Here is a 22,447-nt window from a genome sequence, read left to right on the forward strand (position 1 = left end):
CTTCTTGATAATTCTGAATGCTGGAAAATTACCCTAATATACTTTTGCGGTGTGATTATAAATTCAGTTGATTATTCTGATTTGTTACTTATTGATGATAGGAATGGTAATGGGATTGTTAAATTTCAACAGTGGTTTGTTCATTGTGGTATTGGCATTGTCTGCATCTGTTCTGGCCGGTGAAAATGTGATTACCGGCGGTTATGTTCATACCAAAACAGCAGGAAAAAGCCTGAGTGGTTTTAATGCGAAGTATGGATACACGCCCGATGAAAGTGATTTGGGTGTCATCTCCTCGCTCACTATTTCCGCTGACAATGAAAACGATATTGACCGTGGATATGGTTCTGCTCTGGTGGGGGCAAGTTATCGCATAAACGATGTCCTCAAACCTTACGTATTGGCAGGTATCGCAAGGGGAGCAGTAAAGGCTGATGGTGATACAGATACGTCTACTGGCTTTGCATATGGGGCGGGTGTTCAGTTAACCCCCATTGCAGGTTTCACTATCGATGCGGGCTATGAAGGTTCTAAGATCTTTGGTTCACAAGCTAATAGTGTGGTTCTGGGTGCGGGCTGGAAATTCTAAGGTATCTATTTTGAAAAAGTTAATGATGACGGTTTTATTCACCTCTGCCATATCCTTATTATCCGGCTGTGTGACTGAACAACAACGAGTAGATAGATGCGTAGCAACAGGTGTAAGTCGTGATACTTGCTACCATGAGGAAAAAGAATACTGGCGTTCGGTGAATGCTAACTACGCGACCGAGCGTGCAGCGGAAACCCAGGCTGATGCTTTCAGAGAAGGCATGGGAAACAATAAACATAAAAAGAAAAGGTAGGGAAGTTAGGTAAGCTATTGGGTTATGGAAACGATGATTAATTATAATGTCAACGGTTCACGGCAGATGGTATGACGTTGGCATTATTTCTGGGCGCGGCTTTGTCGACTGAGAGATAACGACAAAGCCTGCGCCTTATTGGACAACTCTCATTTTTGTAGCCAAATGATTTAATCCCGTTTGTGGGTATTTTCCGCGAGGAAAGCCGGTATATCCGCCAGTTTAATGTTCTCGGGGACAAAACCGTGTTTCGGGCAGGCAACACGCTGAGAACGATAAATACCGGTATAACCAGATATCAACCAGGCAACCGCGCAGGCCAGTGCGGCATAAATTCCCGTGTCGGCTCCAAATAACTCAATGGCCATCAGTGTTGAAGCGACAGGCGTATTTGCGGCCCCGGCAAAGACAGCGACAAACCCCATACCTGCAAGGAAACTGACAGGTAAATGCAGTAGTGGTGCAAGTGCATTACCCAGTGTGGCCCCAATATAAAAAAGTGGGGTGACTTCTCCTCCTTTAAAACCTGTGCCCAGTGAGACCGCGGTAAATACCAGTTTGCCCAGAAAATCCCAGGAGGGCAGCTGTTGCCGGAAAGCATCCACGATCACCGGAATGCCGAGGCCGATATAGCGATCTGCCGCCAAAAAGTACACCGCGACGGCCACGACAAGTCCCCCAATGAACGGCCTAAACGGTGCGTAACGAACGGTTCGCTTCATAACGCTACCAATGGTATGCGTGAGGTTAGCGAAGACCCGCGCGGTAAAACCAAAGCAGCAACCAGCGATAATTACGGCAATCAGTGTCCATGCAGAGAAATCAGGGACCTGAGAGATGACGTAATGTGTATGTTTTACACCCCACAACAAACCTGTCTGATCGGCGACGATAGCAGCAAAAATACAGGGAATAAGTGCATTGTAATTCATGCGGCCGATCGCCAGCACCTCAAGACCAAAGATTGCACCCGCAAGCGGGGTGCCAAATACGGATGAAAACCCCGCGCTGATGCCCGCCATTAGAACAAGACGCCGGGAGTCAGGTGTCAGTCTAAAAATACGCGTAAACTGATCGGCGATGGATGCACCCATTTGTACTGCCGTTCCTTCACGCCCAACTGAGGCACCAAACAGATGAGAAATCACGGTGCTGATAAAAACCAGCGGCGTCATGCGTAGGCGGATGATGCTGTGAGGATGGTGGATTTCATCAAGAACGAGGTTATTGCCACCCTCAACGGCGCTTCCGTACAACAGATAAATCCATCCTACAATGAAACCGGCGACAGGAAGTAACCAGATAAGCCAATGGTGGTTGACTCGGGTCGTAGTGGCCCAATCAAGAGAAAACAGGAATAATGCAGAAGCTGTGCCGGTTAGTACGGCGATGAGCAAAGCAAGGCCAAGCCATTGCCCGAGTGCAGTTATTGAATTATTGAGCAGAAAGTGATTTGAGCGCATTGACGCATCCTCAGATGAGTTATCATCCCGGACACACAGCGCAGCATGGCTAAAAATACGTGCACCTGCTTCTTCCCGGTCCGGGAATATAAAGCAGGCATCATTAGCCACATGGCGGTTCAAGGGGGAATGCCATCCCCTGTGTGCGCTATATTACTATAAGAATCGATTCAGCAAAAGAGCGTAGACTCCTGGCTAACATGAGGGAACACAGTGGAAAAATGCATGTTTCAAACCTGGCTTCGCCACTGGGCGCTCATTCCTGACGGCAATCCGGTTATGACGCGAACGTCAGCGCTCTTACCCGTTACCACAATCAAAGAGGGTAGGAAAGCCATGCTTAAGCTCACCGATGATGAAATTGAGCGTACTGGTGGTGAGCTTATGGTGTGGTGGAATGGCAGCGGTGCGGCGCAAGCGATCGCTCATGATCATGGCGCGACCCTGCTAGTACGCGCAACAGGAGCGGATTCGTTATCCGCGATGTCCCGAACGGGGGAGGATGCGCAGGCATGCCGTATTCTTTGCAATACCGCCCGACAACTCCATCGACCAGCCAATGCGTCTACACCGGTATTAACACCGCTGCGGCACTGGTTTCGCCATCTTGCCCCTGCGGCGAAAATTTATGGTGGAGTCATGACGCGCTGTGCAGAGATCGCAAACGAATTGTTCTCTTCTCCTCAGGATGAGGTCGTATTGCATGGTGACTTACATCACGGCAATGTCCTCGATTTTGGCCCGGCAGGCTGGCTGGCAATTGATCCCAAGGGGCTGCTGGGTGAGCGAGGGTTTGATTACGCTAATATATTCACGAATCCTGACCTTGCCGATCCCCGCGTTGCTATCGCGACAGACCCAAATATTTTTAAGCAACGCGTACAACTTGTCTCTGAGATAGCCGGGATTGAACGACAGCGACTGCTGATGTGGATAGCCGCATGGTGTGGTTTATCTTCTGCATGGTTTCTGGAGGATGGGGAAAATGCGGCGATAACCTTGCGTGTCGCGGAATTAGCGATTGCTGAACTGGACGAAGAGAGCAGGCAACTTTGATCTAAGACACTGGGCTGGTAATTCTTAAACGTTATCATTAGGCTGGTAAACGTTTTATTAATCTATCAGTGTACGGCGGTGATGTTGTGTTGTTTATTACAAAACGAGTGGGCCGGAAATAATGACTTCGTTGTTTTCATTAATAAAAAAACGGCCAAACCTCATATTGCTGGTGGTTTTTCTCATCGGATCAAACATAGTCGCCTGGCTCTGGGCATTCACCGCGTTTAGGCATAATACGTCACTTCTGGCATTGAGCCTGATCGCGTGGTGTTATGGTTTGCGTCATGCAGTCGATGCCGATCATATTGCTGCCATAGATAGTGCGACGCGAAAGCTCATGCAGCAAAAGAAACGCGCACTGACGACGGGGGCATGGTTTTCTCTGGGACACTCCACCATCGTCGTGCTGGCAAGCATGGGTATTGCTCTGACCACCAGCGTGTTTAAGCAGCATATGGTATGGTTTCAGAATATTGGTGGCATTATTGGTACCACCGTTTCTGCCGCATTTCTGCTGATTTTGGCGGCCATCAACCTCATCATTTTCTGTCAGGTCTGGAAAGCGTTCCGTCATCTGAAACGCACCGGTATTTATGATCTCTCCACGGAAGATGTCACGGTTTCAGGTCCGCTGAGTTGGCTATTCCGCTCAGCCTTCAGGTTGGTTGGGAAAGACTGGCACATGTATTTTGTTGGTTTCTTATTTGGTCTGGGCTTTGACACTGCGACTGAAATCTCGTTGTTGGGCATATCGGCTTCAAGCGCCTCCAACGGGATGTCTGTCTGGTCCATTTTAGTCTTCCCGGCGCTGTTTACCTGCGGCATGGCGCTGATTGATTGTCTCGACAGTATACTGATGGTTGAGGCCTACGGTTGGGCATTCAATAAGCCACAACGTAAGCTGTATTACAATATGACCATTACCGGAACCTCAGTGATTGTGGCGCTGTTTATCGGCGGACTGGAGGGGTTGAGCCTGCTGTCTGATGCGTTTTCGTTACAGGGCGGGCTGTGGGACACGGTCAGTAACTTAAGCGACCACATGGGCAATGTCGGGTTTGCCATTATTGGTGTCTTTATTGCCTGTTGGATTATTTCCGCGTTGAACTACCGTTGGAAAAAATATGACGGTCTGACGTTCAGTTGAGGCAGAAAAATCGATATGCAACTCAACGCGATACTGTCACGCTGAGTTGCATTCACGCGATTGGTTATGCGGTTCATCCGGTGGGTTATTTCTGAGACTCGTCGTCCCAGGCATGCGGAGCGAACAGATAACCTTTGTTGCGTACCGTTTTGATTCGATAGGGTTCAGTCGCGTTATCGAGCAGTTTTTTGCGTAGTCGGGAGATTGCGACATCGACACTGCGGTCCATACCGTCGTAACTTACGCCGCGCAGGTTTTTCAGCAAGGCATCGCGATCCATAATCTGCCCGGCATGGGTTGCCAGTTCCCAAAGTAACTCAAAATCCGCTGTAGAGAGGGCGACTTGTTCACCGCCGAGCAGCACAGACCGATTCGTTGGGTCAATGGTCAGTGCGCCAAAGCGCAGAGTGGTGTGCGGGGTGATGGTGGCAGCCTGAATCCCTTTTGCCTGGGCTGAATGTTCGTTTTGGCGTAAATGCAAGCGCAGGCGAGCCAGCAGTACTGCCGGTGGTGTGGTTTTCAGGATATAGTCGCAGGCACCCATTTCGAGGGCCAGAATATGGTTCATGTCGCTGTCCAGCGAAGTCAGCAGGACAATTGGACCTTGCCAGCGCCCACGCAAATCACGGCAAATAGTCATACCGTCTTTACCTGGAAGCATAATATCTAACAACACCAGATCGGGTTGCACTTGCAGGATTTTCTCTTCGGCCAAATCACCACGAGGTTCGACGATAACCTCAATATCATGCCGGGCCAGATAGGCCGCAATCAGCGAACCTACTTCGGGATCATCTTCAACAAATACGATGGTGTTCATATCATTCATTTTGAATATAAAACGCCAACATACACCGCCATCGTTTTTCCTTCCATTAATCTTTTCTAAACGAGAACGCTTCCGTTATGCTAGGGACTGATGTTATTGATGTGTTAAGGCAAAACGATGGGGCTCGTAGTAAAAGCGGCGCTGGGTGCGCTGGTAGTGGTGCTGATTGGTTTACTGGCTAAAACAAAGAATTACTATATTGCGGGGTTAATTCCACTGTTCCCAACCTTTGCGCTGATAGCGCACTATATTGTGGCCAGTGAGCGTGGAATAGAGGCATTACGTACAACCATCGTATTCAGCATGTGGTCGATTATTCCCTATTTTGTCTACCTCATTTCACTGTGGTACTTCACCGGTTTTATGCGTCTACCCGTCGCGCTCATTGGCTCGGTAGTGTGCTGGAGCCTGAGCGCGTGGTTGCTGATCTTTTGTTGGATAAAATTGCACTAGCGCAGGTGGCGACCCCCGTCAACGGCAAAGCTGCGGCCGGTGACAAAACAACTGGTAAACAGATAGTCTATTAAATCAATGACTTCTTTTTCGCCGGGTGCTGTTTTCATCAACGACTTATTCAGCGCCTGCTGGCGATATTCTGCATCGTCACCTTCGTTAAACAGGATTAGTGAGGGGGCGATTGCGTTAACTTTCACTTCCGGGGCCAGTTTGCGGGCGAATGAGCGGGTCATATTATCCAGAGCCGCTTTACTGGCAGCATACGCAATATGCTTGTCGCTGCCGCGTTCTACGACGTAATCAGTAAAATGGATAATATCGCTGGCCGCATGCCCATGTCCGCGCAGCAGGCCTTCCAGCGCGTGATTAAGCAGGTAAGGGGTGTTCACGTGGATCTGCATCATGCTGGACAGCACGTCAGAAAGCGGCAGCCCCGGTTTTTCGGCAACCCAGGCGCTGGCATTGTGCACAATAGCGCGTAAACCTTCGGTACGGGCTTTCACTTCATTGGCAAAAGCGAGGACTCCTTCGTCGGTCGCGAAGTCAGCCTGAATACACAGTGCCCCCGCCTCTTGCAGGCCTTCAATGGCCGGGTAGTGCGTCCGGTAGCTGACGATCACCGGCTGCTTTTGATTCAAAAAATGCCACGCGATGGCGAGACCGATGCGACGGCCCCCTCCGGTGATAAGTATTGGCAAAGCGGGCTTTTTACCCATCGAGATCTCCATGAGTCGCAAACGATGGGTCAAACATTTAACCCATCAGCATCCAGGTCGCTGGAACAGCTGCTACAAGAAGCAGGCCGATCAAAGCCATTTCCTGGCGTTTTAATACGTTGTCATGCGCGTGAGTTTTGCGGGCATAAAGGAAAACCAGCAACCCCGGAGCATACAGCACCACGGACAACAGCAGGTGCATCGGACCTGACGCGTACAGTAACCATAAGCCATAAATGCATGCACCGACACCAACAGCCTGATGAATTGGACGGGTCGCTATCTTCAGCAAAAATGCGCCGACGAGGAAATAGGGCACCAGAATCATCTCTGAGGCAATAGTCAGCAGCGTATTGTAGTCAGAACCTGTGAGCCAGATCAGCACCAGACAGACCTGTACGCAGATGTTAGTCAACCACAGTGATGCCGATGGCGCACCTTGCGCATTTTGACGCGCAAAAATACGCGGGAATGCTTTGTGAGTGGATGCCAGAAACGGGACTTCCGCCGCCATAATCGTCCAGCTCAAATAGGCGCCGCAGACAGAGACAATCAAACCCGCGGCGATAATGATTTCGCCCCACGGCCCCATCATTTTAACCATCAGACCAGCCATTGATGGATTGCGGATTTCAGCCAGTTCCGGGCGTGCGACCACGCCAAGAGAAAGCAGGGTCACCAACAGATATACGCCAAGCGCGGCAAGAACTGCCAGCAACGTTGCGCGTCCGACATCGCGTTTGTTCCTCGCCCGTGCGGAAACCACGACAGCGCCTTCGACACCGATAAACACCCACAGGGTGATAAGCATGGTGTTTTTAACTTGCTCCCAAACAGGAACACCCAGTTTTACACCGGTAAAGTCCAGGCTAAAGGTGTCGAGCTTAAATAACATGAATGCCAGCACGATAAACAGGCCAAGCGGCAGTAGCTTCGCCAGCGTCGCCACCAGATTAATGCTGGCGGCTGTCTGTACGCCACGTAACACCAGAAAATGCACGATCCACAGCAGTACCGATGCGCCAACAATAGACTGCCATGTATTCCCGTCGCCAAACAAACGCAACGCAGGTGTATCGGTAAAGAAGCTTAGTGCGGAAAAGACGATTACCAGATAGGAAACGTTAGCGATAACGGCACACAGCCAATATCCCCACGCGGAACAGAAGCCGATCAGTTCGCCGAAACCTTCACGCGCGTAGGTAAAGATACCACCGTCCAGTTCCGGGCGGATACGTGTCAGGATAAGCATGGCAAACGCGAGCAGCAGGATCCCCGCACCCGTAATCGCCCAACCAATCAATAACGCTGCCGGGCTGGCTACCGCAGCCATATTTTGTGGCAGGCTGAAAACACCAGCGCCAAGCATTGAGCTTAGAACCAGCGCTGTCAGTGCGCTCAGACCCAATTTCTTTTCCATTTGTATCCAGTTACAAAAACGAGAGTGAGAGAATAATTATTTTGGCAAATCGCATAAAAATGGTGAAAGCGACTCAAGGCGCGGGATTTTACGGAGAGAAGACAGCGCATGCAATGGGGATAGGAAGATTTGTGACTAAAAATGCTAAAGGCGGCATAAAGCCGCCTTTTATTATTACTATTGCCTGTTACTTATACAGGTCGGCGCTGATGGTCATGTTGTTACCACGTTCCGACCACTGGCGTGTGATGTGGTAGTACTTCGCACCTTTTTTCGCTGCACGTTTAGCAACCTGGTAAGAGACTTCGGTCATGTTGCCATAGTTACCGGTGAACTTGATGCTGTCGAATGGCACCATCATCGCGGCGGTAGCTTTGTTCAGCTCTTCAACTTTAGTACCGTCAGGCAGGGTGACAGTGTAACGTCCACCTTTAGTTGATTGAGTTTCGAAGAAACGACCCACTTCGGCACTCGGAGACGCGGTTGTTGCCACGCCAGGAATTTCAACTTTCTTCGCGGCTTCGCCACCGGCTGCTAACGCAGCACGTCCGGCATCAGAATCAGCAGGGATCGCATCAGGGCTTTGAACAACACGTTTTTTCGCATCTTCTTTGTAGATGAATGCGGTAATACGTTGGTTACCACCCTGGTTGGCATCAACCTGGCGTACGATATAGAAAGAGTAAGCCCCTTTTTCTTTCGCCACTTTGGTGATGGCATCATTTACTTCAGGCTGGCTGCGGAAGAAACCCTGAACCGTAACGGTATCGAAAGGTTCAATCAGAACGGCCTGGTCTTTCGGTAATTCCATAACGCCGTTGATGACGCGATTTTTGGTGACTTCTGCTTTTTCAGCGTCGGCTTTATAGATATCGGCGACGACGCGCCAGTTACCGCCACTGCCAAAATCTGAGGTATCAACAACATAAAAGGAGGCTGCACCGTCTTTATCTGCACGACGGGATACGGCGTCTACCGCATCACCGATAGCATTAAAACGACCGGTAACCACAATGCGGTCATAGGGTTTCAGGGCAGCCGCTTGCTCCGGCGTCAATTCTGTCGCTGCATTTACAGAAAAAGCAGTCGCAGAAAGAAGAGCGGACGCCAGGAGAGTGTTCTTAAGCTTCATAAAAATAATCCTTCGCCTTGCGCAAACCAGGTACTGGTATTGTTATTGACTAGAAACGTGGCTGATTATTGCATTTAAATTGTGTCAGTGTCTGCGTGATTTTTCACTCATCGTGCCACCCATGCTAACAACATCGATAACATTTAGTGATATGTCTAAAAATTCGGCGTTTGGCGGCTAAAACTGATAAAGCAGTTGAATTTCATAAGTTAATTTAATGTTAATCAATTGTTCTAAGGTGGCGCTTAATCATGTTTTGCCGCTTCGCTTGAGCGAATTATCAGCCTTTGTGGGCTATTTAAAGGGCATTATCCCTGCTTGCGAGTGAATTCATTCCTGTTTTGCAAATTTCATAATAAATACTGTTTTTTGGCGCTAGATCACAGGCGTCATTTTCAGTAGGTTATACAGAGTTTGTTACTGTTTTATTTTATTGAGGTAACACTGAGCTCTCTCGGGAGTGTGCGCATGCCTCTTGCGAACATTGATAAACCATCATCAAAAATACAGATGGAAGGGAACATTATGCGAATTGGCATACCAAAAGAACGGTTAACCAATGAAACCCGTGTTGCAGCCACACCGAAAACGGTTGAGCAGCTGCTGAAGCTGGGTTTTAGCGTCGCGGTTGAAAGCGGCGCAGGTCAACTGGCTAGTTTTGACGATAAGGCGTTTGTGCAAGCAGGCGCAGAAATTGTTGACGGGAATGCTGTCTGGCAGTCAGAGATTATCCTGAAGGTCAATGCGCCAGAAGCGTTTGAGATTCCGTTGCTTAATCCGGGTACCACGCTGGTGAGTTTTCTCTGGCCTGCGCAGAACCCTGAGCTACTGCAAAAACTCGCTGAGCGAAATGTGACGGTCATGGCGATGGATTCCGTGCCGCGTATTTCGCGTGCGCAGTCACTGGATGCCTTAAGCTCGATGGCTAACATTGCCGGGTATCGTGCAATTGTAGAAGCTGCACATGAGTTCGGACGGTTCTTTACCGGGCAAATTACCGCGGCGGGTAAAGTTCCACCTGCCAAGGTGATGGTGATCGGTGCTGGTGTGGCGGGATTGGCTGCTATCGGTGCGGCAAACAGCCTCGGGGCGATTGTTCGCGCCTTTGACACACGCCCGGAAGTAAAAGAACAAGTTCAGAGTATGGGCGCTGAGTTCCTTGAGCTGGACTTTAAAGAAGAAGCGGGCAGCGGCGATGGCTACGCCAAAGTGATGTCCGAAGCGTTTATTAAAGCGGAGATGGAGCTGTTCGCCGCTCAGGCAAAAGACGTCGACATCATCGTTACCACCGCGCTGATCCCAGGGAAACCTGCGCCGAAACTGATCACGCGAGAGATGGTTGATTCGATGAAGTCCGGCAGCGTGATTGTCGATCTCGCCGCGCAAAACGGGGGTAACTGCGAGTATACCGTTGCCAATCAGGTGACCACCACCGAGAACGGCGTCAAGGTTATTGGCTATACCGATTTGCCGGGTCGTTTACCGACTCAGTCTTCGCAATTGTATGGCACCAACCTTGTCAACCTGCTGAAACTGTTGTGCAAAGAGAAAGACGGCAACATCACCGTTGATTTTGACGATGTGGTGGTGCGCGGCGTGACAGTGGTTCGCGATGGTGAAATTACGTGGCCTGCACCACCCATCCAGGTTTCTGCTCAGCCACAAGCGGCACCTAAAGCTGCACCTGCACCACAGGAAGAGAAAAAACCTGCATCCCCATGGCGAAAATATGCGCTTATGGCGCTGGTGGTGATTCTGTTTGGCTGGCTAGCCGATGTCGCGCCAAAAGAGTTCCTCGGACACTTTACGGTGTTCGCACTTTCCTGCGTGGTGGGTTACTACGTGGTGTGGAATGTCTCGCATGCGTTGCATACCCCGCTGATGTCCGTGACGAACGCTATCTCCGGAATCATCGTCGTGGGGGCATTATTACAAATTGGCCAGGGCGGCTGGGTGAGTTTCCTGAGTTTTATCGCGGTGCTTATTGCCAGCATTAATATTTTCGGTGGCTTCACCGTGACTCAGCGCATGCTGAAAATGTTCCGGAAAAACTAAGGGGTAACATATGTCTGGAGGATTAGTTACAGCTGCATACATTGTTGCCGCAATCCTGTTTATTTTTAGTCTGGCGGGGCTTTCCAAACACGAAACGTCTCAACAGGGTAACAACTACGGCATCGCCGGGATGGCGATTGCGCTGATTGCCACGATTTTTGGCCCGGATACCGGCAACGTCGCCTGGATTCTGGTCGCAATGATCATCGGTGGTGCAATTGGTATTCGTCTGGCGAAAAGAGTCGAGATGACCGAGATGCCGGAGCTGGTGGCGATTCTGCACAGCTTCGTCGGTCTGGCAGCGGTACTGGTTGGTTTTAACAGCTATCTGTATCACGATACCGGTCTGGAACCGATCCTGGTGAACATTCACCTGACTGAAGTGTTCCTCGGTATCTTTATCGGTGCAGTAACTTTCACCGGTTCTATCGTGGCGTTTGGTAAACTGCGCGGCAAGATCTCATCTAAGCCGCTGATGCTGCCGAATCGCCATAAGTTGAACCTGGCGGCGCTGGTGGTTTCTTTCCTGCTGCTGGTCGTGTTTGTTCGTACCGAGAGCGTGGGCCTGCAGGTCCTGGCGCTGCTGGTGATGACCATTATCGCACTGGCGTTTGGCTGGCACCTGGTCGCATCCATCGGTGGGGCCGATATGCCGGTCGTCGTCTCTATGCTGAACTCCTATTCAGGATGGGCGGCGGCAGCGGCAGGCTTTATGCTGAGCAACGACCTGCTGATCGTTACGGGTGCGCTAGTCGGTTCCTCGGGTGCGATCCTGTCTTACATTATGTGTAAGGCAATGAACCGTTCTTTCATCAGCGTTATTGCAGGGGGATTTGGCACAGACGGCTCCTCAACTGGTGATACCGAAGAAGCAGGCGAACATCGCGAGATCAATGCCGAAGATACCGCTGAAATGCTGAAAAATTCGCATTCCGTGATTATCACCCCAGGCTACGGTATGGCGGTGGCGCAGGCGCAGTATCCGGTGGCGGAAATTACTGAGAAACTGCGTGCCCGTGGTATCAAAGTTCGCTTTGGTATTCACCCGGTAGCAGGGCGCTTGCCTGGTCATATGAACGTGCTGCTGGCGGAAGCCAAAGTGCCATATGACATCGTGTTGGAAATGGATGAGATCAATGATGATTTCGCCGACACCGATACCGTGCTGGTTATTGGCGCGAATGATACGGTAAACCCGGCAGCGCAAGACGATCCGCGCAGCCCGATTGCCGGAATGCCCGTACTGGAAGTGTGGAAAGCGCAGAATGTTATCGTGTTCAAACGTTCAATGAACACCGGTTATGCAGGCGTGCAGAACCCGCTGTTCTTTAAAGAAAACACCCATATGCTGTTTGGCGATGCCAAAGCCAGCGTGGATGCAATTCTAAAAGCGTTGTAATGCGTGCCTAAAAGTAAAACGGCCTCTGCGGAGGCCGTTTTTTTTGTTAAACATCCAGTTTACGCTGGGTAATCCATTCCACACGAGCCGGATCGCGATGCGAGAAAAATGCACTGATCCCGGCGTCCATGGCGGCGATTTGCGTCATTTCTTCAGCCGTTAAGGTAAAATCCAGTATCTGAATATTCTCTGTCATACGCGCTTTACGCACGGTTTTCGCCAGAGAAATAATTCCGCGTTGATAAATCCAACGCAGCACCACCTGGCCGACGCTTTTCCCGTACTTCTCACCAATCGCGGCCAGTGTCGGATTTTGAAACAGGTCATTACGCCCCTCGGCGAACGGCGCCCAGGCTTGTGGTTGAATATTGCGGCTCTGCATCCAGGCTACGGCATGCGGTTGCTGGTGGAAGGGATTCACCTCTATCTGATTCACCGCCGGGATGATACGGTTGAAGGCCATCAAATCTGCCAGGCGGTCCGGGTGAAAATTGCTGACGCCAATCGCGCGAATTTTCCCTTCCTCGTAGAGTTCCTCCATAGCACGCCAGGCACCGTGCACGTCGCCATAGGGCTGGTGGATTAAATACAGGTCAAGGTAATCAAGCTGAAGACGCTGTAACGAACGCGCAAACTGAGCTTTCGCGCCAGCGTAGCTGGTATCTTGTAACCACAGCTTGGTTGTAATGAAGAGTTCATCGCGGGGTACGCCGCTTTGTTTCAGCGCATTGCCGACCTGAGTTTCATTCAGATAGGAGGCGGCGGTATCGATCAGGCGATATCCCGTTTCGATGGCATCCCGCACGGCTTGCTCACACTCGTTTGCTTCGGTCATTTGGTATACGCCAAAACCGAGCAGAGGCATCTCAACACCGTTATTTAAGACAGTTGTATTCATGGAACGCTCCTGAACATCATTTTTTGCATTGGCAGCAGATTAGCAAAAATCTGTTCACACCATTAGTCGGTTAAATCGGCATAGACCTATGAGCTAAATTCATTTTTAGCAGGATAATATGCGAAGTTTGTCACATATGCCTGGTGCAAAAAGGGCGTTATTCATGATTGACACTCATAAACTTATGCTTATTTCGCTATCTAATCACTGCCATTCACCCCGTATATACTGCCACCTGACTTTTCCCAAGATAACAGGACGCTATGCGTACACGTGAACAGCGCTCGCCGGTTGCGACGGCAAGCCACACCGGTCTCTCTTTTATTCTTATCCTCAGCGGCTTAATGGCCTTTACTTCACTTTCAACCGATATCTATCTCCCGGCGATGCCGACCATGGCAGGGGATTTAAACGGCAATGTGGAGCTTACTGTCACCGGTTTTTTGGTGGGATTTGCTATTGCGCAGTTGATCTGGGGACCGATCAGCGATCATCTGGGCAGGCGTACGCCGCTGTTCATCGGCATGGTGCTGTTTATCATCGGTTCGGTGGGGTGTGCGTTGTCTACGGATATCACGCAAATTGTTTTCTGGCGGGTCTTTCAGGCGCTGGGGGCCTGCACCGGACCGATGCTGGCGCGTGCCATGATTCGTGATCTCTTTGCTCGTACTCGTGCGGCGCAAATGTTGTCAACCCTGGTACTGGTTATGGCGATTGCCCCCATCGCAGGGCCATTGATTGGCGGGCAAATTATTCGACTGAGCACCTGGCACTCTATTTTTTGGTTACTGGTGGTCATTGGCGTGCTGATGTTTATTTCGTTGCTGTGGTTGCCGGAAACACTCCCTGAAGAAAGACGCGTAAAAGCCTCACTGGCAGGCGCATTTCGTCATTACCGCGCGCTATTAACCAATGGTCGATTTATGCGCTACACCCTGAGTCTGACCTTTTATTACGTGGGTGCGTATGCGTTTATTACCGGTTCGCCATTTGTTTACATTCGCTATTACCATGTCGACCCACAGCATTACGGCTGGTTATTTGCGTTAAATATTGTCGGCGTTATGGCGATGAGTGCGGTCAATCGCCGGCTGGTGCAACGGCATGCGTTAGAACAGTTGCTGAAGTACGCGACGATGTTAGCGGCACTGGCTGCTGTTGCATTGGCACTGCTGGTTAAGCTGGAAATAGGGGGGGTTATTGCCATTATCATCACTGTGTTTCTGTTGTTTTCGATGAATGGGATCATTGCAGCGACGTCGACGGCCGCCGCGCTGGATGCGGCCCCCAATATCGCCGGTTCAGCTTCGGCGTTGATTGGTTCATTACAGTATGGCAGTGGCATCATCTCGTCTTTACTGCTGGCGAGATTGAGTGACGGCACCCCATGGACTATGGCATGGATTATTGCGCTATTCACACTGATGAGCGCCGCACTGGTATTCCGTGTCAAACAGTAGTTGAACAGCCCCGCGATAACGGGGCATACATTTATTCTTTGTTAAGATCGCTCAGCAGGACGGCAATACTTTGACCACCATTTGTTTGCTCAAGGGCAATCTTTACGATGATGGTCAGCGGTACTGAAAGCAGCATTCCAACGGGGCCGAGCAGCCAGCCCCAAAAAATCAGCGACAGGAATACCACCAGCGTAGAAAGTCCCAACCCGCGCCCCATGATGCGGGGTTCCAGGATATTGCCGAATACCAGGTTAATCACAAGATAACCTGCCAGCACGAGCAGCGCATCGTAAAAACCACTGAATACCAGGACCTGAGCAATAGGAGGAATCGCTGCCAGCACCGAACCGATGTTAGGAATATAGTTCAGGGCAAAGGCCAGCAGTCCCCAGACAAATGCGAAGCGGACATCCAGTGCGGCAAGCATGCCCCAGGCGACCAGGCCGGTGACGATACTGATGGCGGTTTTTAGCACCAAATAGTGTGAAACACTGTCGATAGCGCGTTGGATCGCGGCCATTCCTTCAAGAGGGCGGCTCATCATTTGTTTAAGTTTGCCGGGGAGTTGCGGTACTTCCAGCAGCATAAAAACCACGGTCAGCAACAGTAGAAATATCGAGGACATCGCATTGGAGAGTTGCGTCAATAAATTGGTGACCAGCGTCATCGCAGCATTCGGGTCAACATATTTCACCAACTCGTCGACGGAAACACCGATCCCCGCACGTTGTAGCCACGGTTCGATATTTTTCAGCGGGATAACCAGGGACGAACGATATTGCGGTAGTGTCCGTGCCAGCTCATTTAAGGATGTACCTAAATAAGCCAGAAGCAGCACCATTAGCATGACAATAATAACAACCAGCAATGATACGGCGAATACACGCGGTATACGGAGCTTAACCATGCGCTGTACTACGGGATTGAGCACGACGGCGATAAATAACGCCAGAATAAACGGTACAATGATATCGGCGGCAAATCGGATACCGGTTAAAATGATAACCAACATGCCGAGCATAATAACTATTTTTAGGCCGTTAAGCGTGATGATCGGTTTTGCCATGTGAATCCCTGAGTTTTTTATCTATATAATAATGTGATCTGCCTCGAGCCGTTATAACAAAAATCAAACAAGCCGGGTAAAGAAGTGAAAAGATTTTGAGTTCGCATTGAACCTATGATACAAATCATCTGTGTTTAACTACCGAGGACAATTATCATCCGCGATGATGAGAAGCAACACTGCGGATAATTGTAATATTATGGACAATACGTTCAGGATGTTTTTGCGTTTACCTACACTTCTTCGTACCTCTTCCACTTTCTTGCTTGCGGGTGAGCAACACTGGCGCAACGCGCTTTAGTCCCTTCTTCTGCCTGAGCTGGCGTTATACGCTGAGCTATCTGATTCTATTTTTTGGTTTACTGCATGCAGTAGGCCCAAAGGACTATATTCTCAAGCAGGAGAAGCATCATGTTTTACTGGATATTATTAGGTCTGGCCATTGCGGCTGAAATAACCGGTACGCTGTCAATGAAATGGGCAAGTGTAGGCCATGGTAATGCGGGCTTTATTTTAATGCTGGTAATGATCGCCTTATCGTATATTTTTCTAAGTTTTGCCGTTAAAAAAATCGCCCTTGGTGTGGCCTATGCCTTATGGGAAGGTATCGGAATTTTATTTATTACGCTGTTTAGCGTGCTGTTATTCGACGAAACCTTGTCAACGATGAAAGTTGCTGGACTGGTCTCGCTGGTGTTAGGCATTGTGTTGATCAAATCGGGTACACGCAAGCCGGCAAAAGCGAGGAGGGAGGTGACCCATGCAGCAGTTTGAGTGGGTTCACGGTGCCTGGCTTGGAATGGCCATCGTTCTTGAAATCGTTGCTAACGTCTTCTTAAAATTTTCCGATGGTTTCCGCCGTAAGGCTTATGGCGTGTTGTCGCTGGTGGCGGTATTAGCGGCATTTAGTGCGCTGTCCCAGGCGGTAAAAGGGATCGATCTTTCTGTCGCCTACGCGCTGTGGGGAGGATTCGGGATCGCCGCAACGTTAGCCGCAGGATGGGTGCTTTTTGGTCAGCGCCTGAATAACAAAGGCTGGATTGGCGTCGCTTTGCTTCTGGCCGGAATGATAATGATCAAACTTGCCTAATCTACGTGCTGCCCGCAAACGTGGGCAGCATGTGTTATCCCTTCGCCAGTGCTTCGAGTTTATCGCGAAAACCCGTCACGGAAATGGCGCGATTATCTGCCCGCCAGCGATCTTTTGCTGCTGGAGCGGAGCTTTGCACACCAATCAATTGCCAGCCTGAATCTGTCTTTAACATCAATGGGGAGCCGCTGTCGCCAGGGAGCGTATCGCACTGATGCGACAAGACGGTATTTTGCGCCCAGCCAGTTACCACGCAATCCTGATGCGTGTACAGGTCATCCAGGTGATCTTCCGGATACCCCGACTGAGTCACTTTACGGTCAGCCGCTTTTAGCGCAGCGGTTAACGCGGCTTTATCACCGTCAAATAACGGTAGCGGCGTGATCCCGGAAGGGGGATAACGTAGCACCACCAGGCCAAAATCCCACGGGGCCGCAGAAGGTGGGACAATCCAGCCGTCACCATCTGCTTTTAAACGCTTGCCGAGAGAGGGATCAACCCGTCCTTCAATGCCGTGGATTTCATAGCGCCAGATACCCTTTTTCGACACAAAACGTAGCGCGACGGCTTTATCCGGCTTGCCTTTTGGTGGGGTGAGTAAGCAGTGCCCGGCGGTCAGGGCCAGGTGAGGTGAAATGAGCGTAGCCGTGCACAGGTTACCGCTGGCGGTTTCCAGTTGCCCGATAGCGTCCCACGGTGATTGCGTCGGGTCAGTCACCCTCACACGATCGTCATGACCAAAAAACAGCGTTTTTATGTTATCGGCTTCAGCAACGGTCGTTGCAGGCTGCTCCGCATGTGCAACGACAGGAAATAGACAAATTGAACCCAGTAATACCGCAATGGTTTTATGCATATCACACTCTGGTGGGGAATTATGATTATTAACAGCAAACCCTCAGTTAATACTATAGACGGGACGGCGGGAAAGTGGGAGTAAAATCAGATAACTACACTCAGGAAAGATAAAAATGCATGGCGATAAGAGCGCAAATTATCAGGGTAATAAGAATGAACTCAAAGCGGTAATGTGACACCATTTTACCCTCCGAAAGGCGGCGCTAAATCAGAGTGATTTAGCGCCGTATGCTATGGCATGGGGGACGCCATGGTTACTACAGATGTTTTATGCAGCCGGTTGAGCAGCTGGTTTAGCGGTTTCGTGTTTTACTGCTTTTTTGGTGTGTTTTTTAGCGGCCTGAGCTTTCTGCTCTGCAGCTGGCTTGGTTGCTGCTTTTTTGGTGTGTTTCTTCGCAGCCTGAGCTTTCTGCTCTGGCGCTTTTTGTTCTACAGCCGGTTTAGCTGCGGATTTTTTAGCGTGCTTTTTGGCAGCCTGAGCTTTCTGCGGCGCTGCTTTGTGTTGTTTTTTATGATGAGTGGTTTTTGCCGGTGCGGCTTTCGTGGTCGCAGCAGCAGTCGGAGCGGTAGTAGCAGTTGTTTCAGCAGCAAATGCAGCAGAAGACAGACCCATAGCAGCGGCAACAACCAGAGCTAATACTTTTTTCATTCTCATACCCTCGATTTGGTTTTTCATTCAACCCCACTGCGGGGCCGTTGAAATAACTATATCGCTGTAATCTCTGGGCTTCCGTGAGTCATTGGTTTCGACGTGTAACCGTTTGTACAATGACTCACGGTATACGATTACAGATAGCGGGCTTCCAGATGGGCGCGGAAATAGCGGCTGCTCAGCGGCTCTCCGGTTGCCTGAGTAATGAGCTGCTCGGTCGTGAAACGGCTGCCATGTTGCCAGATATTCTGGCGCAACCAGTCAAACAAGGCGCTAAAGTCTCCTTGCGCAATGGCGTGGTTTAAGTCTGGCAATGCACGGTTAGCCGCACTGAAAAGCTGCGCTGCATACATCGCCCCCAATGTGTACGAAGGGAAATAACCAAAACCGCCATCGGTCCAGTGGATATCCTGCATACAGCCGTTACGGTAGTTCCCGATCGTAGACAGCCCTAACCAGGCCTGCATTTTTTCATTCCACAAGGCAGGAATATCATCGACCTCAATGTCGCCGTTAATCAACGCGCGCTCGATTTCATAACGCAGGATCACATGAGCCGGATAGCTAACCTCGTCAGCGTCAACGCGGATAAAGCCCGGTTTGACCTGCTGGTTCCAGGCGATGAAATTGCTTTCCTCAAAGGCGGGTTGATCGCCGAAATGCCGGGTTACTGCGGGAATTAACCGTTTCAGAAACGCCGGGCTGCGGCCTAATTGCATTTCAAAGAACAGGCTCTGAGATTCATGGATGGCGGTTGATCGCGCCAGGGCAATAGGTTGCCCTGACCAGTTTTGAGGTAGATTTTGCTCATAACGCGCATGACCTGTCTCATGAATGACGCCAAATAACGCGCTGAGCAGTTCGTTTTCATCATAGCGGGTGGTAATCCGAACATCTTGTGGTACGCCGCCACAGAACGGATGCGCACTAATGTCCAGGCGTCCCGCGGTAAAATCAAAACCCAACTGCGCCATGGTTTCAAGACCCAGTTCACGCTGAACTGCAGTCGGGAAGGGGCCAACCGGGGCGATAAGCGATAGTTGTGATTGTTTGGCCACCACTTTATTGAGCAATTCGGGTAGCCAGCTTTTGATGTCGGCAAAGAGAATATCCAGCCGGGCGCTGGTCATCTCTGGTTCAAAGACATCCAGCAATGCGTCGTAAGGCGAGCATCCTTTCGCTTCTGCACGCAGTCGGGCTTCTTCGCTGCTGTACTTAACCACTTCTTTCAGGTTTTCAGCAAACCCTTCCCAGTCATTGGCCGGGCGTTGGCTGCGCCAGGCATGTTCGCAACGACTGCCCGCCAGTGATTTCGCTTCTACCAGTGATTCGGGTAGCAAGGACGCTTGATGGTGTAGCCGTGACATTTCGCGCAGATTGGCCTGCTCGACATCGTTCAGGTCTTCCTGCTGTGCGGCGGCGATCCACTTTGCCACATTGGCATCGGTTAACAGTTGATGTTCAAGCACGCTCAGTTCAGCCAGTGCTTCACCCCGGGCTTTACTGCCGCCAGGCGGCATCATGGTAAACATGTCCCAACTGGCAATAGCCGAGAGGTGGGAAAAGCGAGAGAGGCGCTGGAACGTGCGGGTGAGTTGATGGTAATTATCACTGTGACTCATTTTTTGTTCTCGTTCTGTTGGACCAGATTTCAGAGTCTAACGCGATTTCGCAAATTAACCCATTCATCGTAGGTGATGGGAATTTTGGTAGCTTGTAAATGATAATGATACTTTTTATCATAATTGTGCATTGTTCAGATAACGAGAACATTTCATTTTATCCAAGGAGCAGGTGTGCAACAGGAAGTCAGTAACGAATATATCGCAAGGACAAAAGCGGTGGCTGGTTGTTTCTCTATGTTTTTGTTGATGTTCGGCCTCACATTTTCCCCATTATTTTTCCCTGCCAGTCAGGACCTGCTCGCCAAAGGATTACTTTTTCCGCTGCTGTTTACACTGGAATTTGTCGTCCTGGTGCCGTTGTATTATGTTTTCTTTAGAAAAAGAGACGGTCTAGGGAAAGGAACATTCAACGCCCGGTGGTTTGCCATATTGTTTGTTGCGCTGCTAATTGTACAGCTAGTCCTGCCCTGGGTATTGGGGATCAGAAAGACCGAAGAATGGGTGACAAGCCAGGTCTCACTGAACAGCTACGCGCTTTGGTTATCCAGCGTAACGCTGATATTTATCGCACCCGTGTATGAAGAAATCATCTTCAGGGGTTGCCTGTTCAACGCCTTTCAGTACTGGTTCAATAATAAAACAGCATTGTCGTCAGTGGTGGTGTCGGCTATTTTTGCCGTGATGCATACACAGTATGTGGATCTGAGAACGTTATTGATGTTGTTTATCGTGTCTCAGGTTTTGATCCTGGCGAGGCTGAAAAGTAACGGTTTACTGATGCCGATTATGCTACATATTATGATGAACGGTACGGTAATTGCTCTGCAAATTAGCGCCCAGACGTTTATGTTATCGTGAGCTGTTTATGATGCCCGGTTTTCGGGCATCATTGATTATGCGTGCAGACGGTGGTGCAAACGGGCACCAACCAATAGCGCCAGCACCAGCATCAGTGCGATAAACCCGCCCACGCCGTTCCAGCCATAGCTATGCCAGAAAACACCTCCTAGTGTACCGGCAATGCTTGAGCCCAGGTAATAGCTGAACAGATACAGTGAAGAGGCCTGACCTTTAGCGCGTTTGGCTCGCGGCCCGATCCAACTACTGGCCACGGAATGCGCCGCAAAAAAGCCGGCTGAAAAAAGCAACATACCGGCAAAAATCAGCCATAACGAGGTAAACAGGGTCATTATTAACCCGAACAACATCACGCCTGTCGAGAACAACATTACCGGGCCTCGTCCATAACGGGTAGTCATGGAACCGGCTTTGGGTGAGCTCCAGGTGCCGGTAAGATAAGCCACGGACAACAAACCGACGACAGCCTGGCTGAGTTCCCACGGAGACAGCATCAGACGGTAGCCGATGTAGTTAAACAGTGTGACAAACGATCCCATCAGCAAGAACCCTTCTGCGAACAGCAACGGAAGTCCTCTGTCACGCCAGTGCAAACGGAAGTTGATAAATAACGTTTTAGGCCGTAACGATGTCGGTCTGAAGTGCCGTGATTCCGGTAAGATCTTCCAGAACATGAGCGCGGAGGCGAGGGCAAAGCAGCCAATGGCCGCCAGCGCGATTCGCCAGTTAAAAAAGTCAGTAAATACGCCGCTAATCAAACGACCACTCATACCACCAATCGAGTTTCCGCTGATGTATAAGCCCATTGAAAATGCGACAAAACTCGGGTGAATTTCCTCACTTAAATAGGTCATTCCCACGGCCGCCACGCCGCTCAGTGACAGTCCAATCAGCGCGCGCATGATTAAAATACCGTGCCAACTGGTCATCATTGTAGAAAGCAACGTACAGCAGGAGGCCAGCAGCAACGCGGTGACCATCACCGGTTTACGGCCTATGGCGTCAGAAAGTGGGCCGGTAAACAGTAAGCCGATTGCCAACATGGCCGTTGAGATAGAAAGTGAAATACTACTGCTGGCTGGCGATACGCCAAACTCATGCGACAGCACAGGCAGTATGGGCTGTACGCAATAGAGAAGGGCAAATGTCGCCAGTCCGGCAGAAAAAAGCGCCAGCGTGACGCGCATAAAAGGGGATGTACCGCGTTTAATAAAACCATCCGGCGCAGTGACTCTTTGTTCATCAACATCGCCCGCCGGGGCGGTATCGACAGTAGTTGTACGGCTCACTTAAAATCCTTGCTCAATCATTTACATCTATACCCTGTGTTTTTCAAGCCACGCAATGCGACGTGAAATCCATTGGGTCTACAGGACCAGCCTTAAGAGTATGAAAATCACAATATTCTGTCTAATATAT

General features: G+C 50.2%; 23 protein-coding genes and 1 riboswitch. Of the genes, 12 read left to right on the forward strand and 11 right to left on the reverse strand.

What is annotated here, in order from left to right:
* Nucleotides 1–109: 109 nt before the first annotated feature.
* Nucleotides 110–589 carry an outer membrane beta-barrel protein gene (locus tag NNO02_RS17730; RefSeq protein WP_271455391.1) on the forward strand — a complete coding sequence of 160 codons (480 nt, stop codon included), beginning with the start codon at nt 110–112 and terminating at the stop codon, nt 587–589.
* A 10-nt stretch (nt 590–599) separates the two neighbouring features.
* Entirely contained in the window at nt 600–845 is a 246-nt protein-coding gene (locus NNO02_RS17735) for a hypothetical protein (RefSeq protein WP_271440554.1), read from the forward strand.
* Between the two features lie 170 nt (nt 846–1,015).
* On the opposite strand, the gene NNO02_RS17740 is transcribed toward NNO02_RS17735, so the two are convergent.
* Nucleotides 1,016–2,308 (reverse strand): voltage-gated chloride channel family protein, encoded by a 1,293-nt coding sequence (locus tag NNO02_RS17740; RefSeq protein WP_271440553.1) that lies wholly within the window; start codon nt 2,306–2,308, stop codon nt 1,016–1,018.
* An 87-nt stretch (nt 2,309–2,395) separates the two neighbouring features.
* A riboswitch (Fluoride riboswitch) is annotated at nt 2,396–2,457 on the reverse strand.
* Nucleotides 2,458–2,533: 76 nt separating this feature from the next.
* On the opposite strand from NNO02_RS17740, the gene NNO02_RS17745 reads away from it, so the two are divergent.
* Nucleotides 2,534–3,364: an aminoglycoside phosphotransferase family protein gene (locus tag NNO02_RS17745; protein WP_442867917.1), complete on the forward strand. Its 831-nt coding sequence runs from the start codon at nt 2,534–2,536 to the stop codon at nt 3,362–3,364.
* A 121-nt stretch (nt 3,365–3,485) separates the two neighbouring features.
* Nucleotides 3,486–4,514: a HoxN/HupN/NixA family nickel/cobalt transporter gene (locus tag NNO02_RS17750; RefSeq protein ID WP_271455393.1), complete on the forward strand. Its 1,029-nt coding sequence runs from the start codon at nt 3,486–3,488 to the stop codon at nt 4,512–4,514.
* Between the two features lie 85 nt (nt 4,515–4,599).
* Here the strand turns inward: NNO02_RS17750 and rstA are convergent, their stop codons facing one another.
* The gene (gene rstA / locus NNO02_RS17755) at nt 4,600–5,334 is read right to left on the reverse strand and encodes a two-component system response regulator RstA (RefSeq protein WP_271455394.1); all 735 of its coding nucleotides are present in this window, start codon (nt 5,332–5,334) and stop codon (nt 4,600–4,602) included.
* A 126-nt stretch (nt 5,335–5,460) separates the two neighbouring features.
* On the opposite strand from rstA, the gene NNO02_RS17760 reads away from it, so the two are divergent.
* A complete protein-coding gene (locus tag NNO02_RS17760; protein ID WP_005121178.1) occupies nt 5,461–5,796 on the forward strand; it encodes a GlpM family protein in 336 nt (111 codons plus the stop codon).
* Here the strand turns inward: NNO02_RS17760 and folM are convergent.
* From folM to ydgH, 3 genes are all read right to left on the reverse strand, one after another.
* Nucleotides 5,793–6,515: a dihydromonapterin reductase gene (folM, locus tag NNO02_RS17765; RefSeq protein ID WP_271450413.1), complete on the reverse strand. Its 723-nt coding sequence runs from the start codon at nt 6,513–6,515 to the stop codon at nt 5,793–5,795. The genes NNO02_RS17760 and folM overlap by 4 nt on opposite strands.
* Before the next feature lie 37 nt (nt 6,516–6,552).
* A complete protein-coding gene (locus NNO02_RS17770) occupies nt 6,553–7,935 on the reverse strand; it encodes an amino acid permease (RefSeq protein ID WP_155021031.1) in 1,383 nt (460 codons plus the stop codon).
* A gap of 187 nt (nt 7,936–8,122) precedes the next feature.
* On the reverse strand, nt 8,123–9,067 hold the full coding sequence (gene ydgH / locus NNO02_RS17775) for a DUF1471 family protein YdgH (RefSeq protein WP_202038702.1): 945 nt from the start codon (nt 9,065–9,067) through the stop codon (nt 8,123–8,125).
* Nucleotides 9,068–9,592: 525 nt separating this feature from the next.
* Here ydgH and pntA point away from each other — a divergent pair.
* Nucleotides 9,593–11,122 (forward strand): Re/Si-specific NAD(P)(+) transhydrogenase subunit alpha, encoded by a 1,530-nt coding sequence (gene pntA / locus NNO02_RS17780; RefSeq protein ID WP_137381244.1) that lies wholly within the window; start codon nt 9,593–9,595, stop codon nt 11,120–11,122.
* A 10-nt stretch (nt 11,123–11,132) separates the two neighbouring features.
* Nucleotides 11,133–12,521, forward strand: a complete 1,389-nt coding sequence (gene pntB, locus NNO02_RS17785) for a Re/Si-specific NAD(P)(+) transhydrogenase subunit beta (protein WP_005121173.1) — start codon at nt 11,133–11,135, stop codon at nt 12,519–12,521.
* 46 nt (nt 12,522–12,567) lie between these two features.
* Here the strand turns inward: pntB and NNO02_RS17790 are convergent, their stop codons facing one another.
* Nucleotides 12,568–13,419 (reverse strand): aldo/keto reductase, encoded by an 852-nt coding sequence (locus tag NNO02_RS17790; protein WP_271440548.1) that lies wholly within the window; start codon nt 13,417–13,419, stop codon nt 12,568–12,570.
* A gap of 263 nt (nt 13,420–13,682) precedes the next feature.
* Between NNO02_RS17790 and NNO02_RS17795 the strand changes: the two genes are divergently transcribed.
* Nucleotides 13,683–14,879: a multidrug effflux MFS transporter gene (locus tag NNO02_RS17795; protein WP_271455395.1), complete on the forward strand. Its 1,197-nt coding sequence runs from the start codon at nt 13,683–13,685 to the stop codon at nt 14,877–14,879.
* A gap of 31 nt (nt 14,880–14,910) precedes the next feature.
* Here the strand turns inward: NNO02_RS17795 and NNO02_RS17800 are convergent, their stop codons facing one another.
* Nucleotides 14,911–15,945, reverse strand: coding sequence for an AI-2E family transporter (locus NNO02_RS17800; RefSeq protein WP_048211724.1), 1,035 nt, complete (start codon nt 15,943–15,945; stop codon nt 14,911–14,913).
* Between the two features lie 130 nt (nt 15,946–16,075).
* Here NNO02_RS17800 and NNO02_RS23870 point away from each other — a divergent pair, with 130 nt between their 5' ends.
* From NNO02_RS23870 to mdtI, 3 genes are all read left to right on the forward strand, one after another.
* Nucleotides 16,076–16,246 carry a protein YdgV gene (locus tag NNO02_RS23870; RefSeq protein WP_086523670.1) on the forward strand — a complete coding sequence of 57 codons (171 nt, stop codon included), beginning with the start codon at nt 16,076–16,078 and terminating at the stop codon, nt 16,244–16,246.
* Nucleotides 16,247–16,353: 107 nt separating this feature from the next.
* Complete coding sequence (gene mdtJ / locus NNO02_RS17805; protein WP_271450424.1) at nt 16,354–16,719, forward strand: multidrug/spermidine efflux SMR transporter subunit MdtJ; 366 nt, start codon at nt 16,354–16,356, stop codon at nt 16,717–16,719.
* Nucleotides 16,706–17,035 (forward strand): multidrug/spermidine efflux SMR transporter subunit MdtI, encoded by a 330-nt coding sequence (gene mdtI / locus NNO02_RS17810; protein WP_040233868.1) that lies wholly within the window; start codon nt 16,706–16,708, stop codon nt 17,033–17,035. Before mdtJ ends, mdtI begins: the two co-directional genes overlap by 14 nt.
* 34 nt (nt 17,036–17,069) lie before the next feature.
* On the opposite strand, the gene NNO02_RS17815 is transcribed toward mdtI, so the two are convergent.
* The 3 genes from NNO02_RS17815 to NNO02_RS17825 all read right to left on the reverse strand — a co-directional run bounded on the left by NNO02_RS17815 (nt 17,070) and on the right by NNO02_RS17825 (nt 20,167).
* A complete protein-coding gene (locus NNO02_RS17815; protein WP_271450416.1) occupies nt 17,070–17,891 on the reverse strand; it encodes a trypsin-like serine peptidase in 822 nt (273 codons plus the stop codon).
* Between the two features lie 270 nt (nt 17,892–18,161).
* The gene (gene asr, locus NNO02_RS17820) at nt 18,162–18,542 is read right to left on the reverse strand and encodes an acid resistance repetitive basic protein Asr (RefSeq protein WP_271455396.1); all 381 of its coding nucleotides are present in this window, start codon (nt 18,540–18,542) and stop codon (nt 18,162–18,164) included.
* 137 nt (nt 18,543–18,679) lie between these two features.
* Nucleotides 18,680–20,167, reverse strand: coding sequence for a carboxypeptidase M32 (locus tag NNO02_RS17825; protein ID WP_271455397.1), 1,488 nt, complete (start codon nt 20,165–20,167; stop codon nt 18,680–18,682).
* Between the two features lie 174 nt (nt 20,168–20,341).
* On the opposite strand from NNO02_RS17825, the gene NNO02_RS17830 reads away from it, so the two are divergent.
* Entirely contained in the window at nt 20,342–21,028 is a 687-nt protein-coding gene (locus tag NNO02_RS17830) for a CPBP family intramembrane glutamic endopeptidase (protein WP_271455398.1), read from the forward strand.
* A 35-nt stretch (nt 21,029–21,063) separates the two neighbouring features.
* Here NNO02_RS17830 and NNO02_RS17835 read toward each other — a convergent pair whose 3' ends face one another.
* Complete coding sequence (locus tag NNO02_RS17835; protein ID WP_271455399.1) at nt 21,064–22,317, reverse strand: MFS transporter; 1,254 nt, start codon at nt 22,315–22,317, stop codon at nt 21,064–21,066.
* Between the last annotated feature and the right edge of the window lie 130 nt (nt 22,318–22,447).

The sequence above is a fragment of the Citrobacter sp. Awk 2 genome (assembly GCF_028069815.1).
Classification (GTDB): Bacteria; Pseudomonadota; Gammaproteobacteria; order Enterobacterales; family Enterobacteriaceae; genus Citrobacter.

What these genes read in the sequence shown, in the direction of transcription:
- NNO02_RS17730 (WP_271455391.1), top strand. Translation starts at nt 110, where the DNA reads ATGGGATTGTTAAATTTCAACAGTGGTTTGTTCATTGTGGTATTGGCA.
- NNO02_RS17740 (WP_271440553.1), bottom strand. Translation starts at nt 2,308, where the DNA reads ATGCGCTCAAATCACTTTCTGCTCAATAATTCAATAACTGCACTCGGG.
- NNO02_RS17745 (WP_442867917.1), top strand. Translation starts at nt 2,534, where the DNA reads ATGTTTCAAACCTGGCTTCGCCACTGGGCGCTCATTCCTGACGGCAAT.
- NNO02_RS17750 (WP_271455393.1), top strand. Translation starts at nt 3,486, where the DNA reads ATGACTTCGTTGTTTTCATTAATAAAAAAACGGCCAAACCTCATATTG.
- rstA (WP_271455394.1), bottom strand. Translation starts at nt 5,334, where the DNA reads ATGAACACCATCGTATTTGTTGAAGATGATCCCGAAGTAGGTTCGCTG.
- NNO02_RS17760 (WP_005121178.1), top strand. Translation starts at nt 5,461, where the DNA reads ATGGGGCTCGTAGTAAAAGCGGCGCTGGGTGCGCTGGTAGTGGTGCTG.
- folM (WP_271450413.1), bottom strand. Translation starts at nt 6,515, where the DNA reads ATGGGTAAAAAGCCCGCTTTGCCAATACTTATCACCGGAGGGGGCCGT.
- NNO02_RS17770 (WP_155021031.1), bottom strand. Translation starts at nt 7,935, where the DNA reads ATGGAAAAGAAATTGGGTCTGAGCGCACTGACAGCGCTGGTTCTAAGC.
- ydgH (WP_202038702.1), bottom strand. Translation starts at nt 9,067, where the DNA reads ATGAAGCTTAAGAACACTCTCCTGGCGTCCGCTCTTCTTTCTGCGACT.
- pntA (WP_137381244.1), top strand. Translation starts at nt 9,593, where the DNA reads ATGCGAATTGGCATACCAAAAGAACGGTTAACCAATGAAACCCGTGTT.
- pntB (WP_005121173.1), top strand. Translation starts at nt 11,133, where the DNA reads ATGTCTGGAGGATTAGTTACAGCTGCATACATTGTTGCCGCAATCCTG.
- NNO02_RS17790 (WP_271440548.1), bottom strand. Translation starts at nt 13,419, where the DNA reads ATGAATACAACTGTCTTAAATAACGGTGTTGAGATGCCTCTGCTCGGT.
- NNO02_RS17795 (WP_271455395.1), top strand. Translation starts at nt 13,683, where the DNA reads ATGCGTACACGTGAACAGCGCTCGCCGGTTGCGACGGCAAGCCACACC.
- NNO02_RS17800 (WP_048211724.1), bottom strand. Translation starts at nt 15,945, where the DNA reads ATGGCAAAACCGATCATCACGCTTAACGGCCTAAAAATAGTTATTATG.
- mdtI (WP_040233868.1), top strand. Translation starts at nt 16,706, where the DNA reads ATGCAGCAGTTTGAGTGGGTTCACGGTGCCTGGCTTGGAATGGCCATC.
- NNO02_RS17815 (WP_271450416.1), bottom strand. Translation starts at nt 17,891, where the DNA reads ATGCATAAAACCATTGCGGTATTACTGGGTTCAATTTGTCTATTTCCT.
- asr (WP_271455396.1), bottom strand. Translation starts at nt 18,542, where the DNA reads ATGAAAAAAGTATTAGCTCTGGTTGTTGCCGCTGCTATGGGTCTGTCT.
- NNO02_RS17825 (WP_271455397.1), bottom strand. Translation starts at nt 20,167, where the DNA reads ATGAGTCACAGTGATAATTACCATCAACTCACCCGCACGTTCCAGCGC.